We start from the raw sequence: 1833 nt of genomic DNA, 5'->3' as shown, positions 1-1833 counted from the left end.
GACCAAGGCCGGCACCAACAAGGCGCATGGCTCGCCGCTTGGCGCCGAGGAAATCGCCGGCGCGCGCAAATTCTTCAACTGGGAGTCGCCGCCCTTCGAGATTCCCGCCGACATCCTCGACGCCTGGCGCGCCGTCGGCGCCGGCGGCGCCAAGGCGCGCGCCGACTGGGAAGGCCGCCTGGCCAAGGCCGAGCCAACGCTGAAAGCCGAGTTCGAGCGTCGCCTCGCCGGCAAGCTGCCGTCCAATTTCGACGCCGTCATCGCCGACTACAAGAAGAAGCTGTCGGCCGACAAGCCGAAGGTCGCCACCCGCAAGTCTTCCGAGATGGCGCTCGAAGTCATCAACGGCGCGGTTCCCGAAACCATCGGCGGCTCGGCCGACCTCACCGGCTCCAACAACACCAAGACCAGCCAGACCAAGAACATCACGCCCGACGATTACGGCCAGCGCTACGTCCATTACGGCATCCGCGAGCATGGCATGGCGGCGGCGATCAATGGGCTCACGCTGCATGGCGGCCTGATCGCCTATGGCGGCACCTTCCTGTGCTTCTCCGACTATGCCCGCCCGTCGATGCGCCTGGCCTCGCTGATGGGCATCCGCTCGATCTTCGTCATGACGCACGACTCGATCGGCCTCGGCGAAGACGGCCCGACCCACCAGCCGGTCGAGCATCTGGCAGCACTTCGCGCCATCCCGAACCACAATGTCTTCCGTCCAGCCGATGCGGTGGAAACCGCCGAATGCTGGCAGATCGCGCTCGAATCCGAAAAGACGCCCTCGACCCTGGCGCTGACCCGCCAGAACCTGCCGACCGTGCGCACGGAGCATTCGCAGAAGAACCTCTCCAGCCAGGGCGCCTACGAGCTTGCCGCGGCAAACGGCGAGGCAGTGGTGACGATCTTCGCCACCGGCTCCGAGGTCGAGATCGCGCTCGGCGCGCGTGACCTGCTCGAAAAGCACGGCCATCCGACCCGCGTCGTGTCGGTGCCCTGCTTCGAGCTGTTCGACCAGCAGAGCGACGACTATCGCGCCAAGACCATCGGCAACGCCAAGGTGAAGGTCGCGATCGAGGCCGGTATCCGCCAGGGCTGGGATCACCTGATCGGCACCGACGGCATCTTCGTCGGCATGCACGGTTTTGGCGCCTCCGGCTCGATCGAGCAGCTTTATCCGCATTTCGGCATCACCGCCGAGGCCGCGGCCAAGGCGGTCGAAACCCGCCTGCACGGCAAGTAGGGATTGGCTCGGGCCCGGCAAAGCCGATTGACGGCTGTGCCGGGCTGGACCAACCTAATCGATTTAAATGCGACGTTCTGCGGCTGGATTCTTGCGCCTTCCGCCGTTATGAAACTGTGGACCATCCGCTTTCCAGCCCCAAGGGAGAGAACAATGACCGTCAGAGTTGCCATCAACGGATTTGGCCGCATCGGCCGCAACATCCTGCGCGCCATCCATGAATCCGGCCGCAAGGATATCGACGTGGTCGCCGTCAACGACCTCGGCCCGGTCGAGACCAACGCGCACCTCCTGCGCTACGACAGCGTGCACGGCCGATTCCCGCATGAGGTGACCGTCGACGGCGACCAGATCTCGGTCGGCAAGGAGAAGTTCAAGGTCACCGCGATCAAGGATCCGACCCAGCTGCCGTGGAAGGAGCTCGGCATCGACATCGCGCTCGAATGCACGGGCATCTTCACCGCCCGCGACAAGGCCGCCGCGCATCTCGCCGCCGGCGCCAAGCGCGTCATCGTCTCGGCCCCGGCCGAAGGCGCCGACCTCACCGTCGTCTACGGCATCAACCACGACAAGCTGACCAAGGACCACATCGT

Annotated in this window: 2 protein-coding genes; both read left to right on the top strand. The window is 65.3% G+C overall.

The genetic code is table 11. The features are described 5' to 3' along the window. The coding region (locus EOD07_RS33110) for a transketolase C-terminal domain-containing protein (protein WP_281059113.1) at positions 1-1240 on the top strand (1240 nt) is incomplete at its 5' end. A 153-nt stretch (positions 1241-1393) separates the two neighbouring features. Further along, a partial coding sequence (locus tag EOD07_RS33105) for a glyceraldehyde 3-phosphate dehydrogenase NAD-binding domain-containing protein (protein ID WP_245470588.1) occupies positions 1394-1833 on the top strand: 440 nt, incomplete at its 3' end.

It is taken from the genome of Mesorhizobium sp. M2C.T.Ca.TU.002.02.1.1, assembly GCF_003997225.1.
The sequence above is the reverse complement of the archived record's forward strand: the minus strand, read 5'-3'. Positions and strand labels throughout refer to the sequence as shown.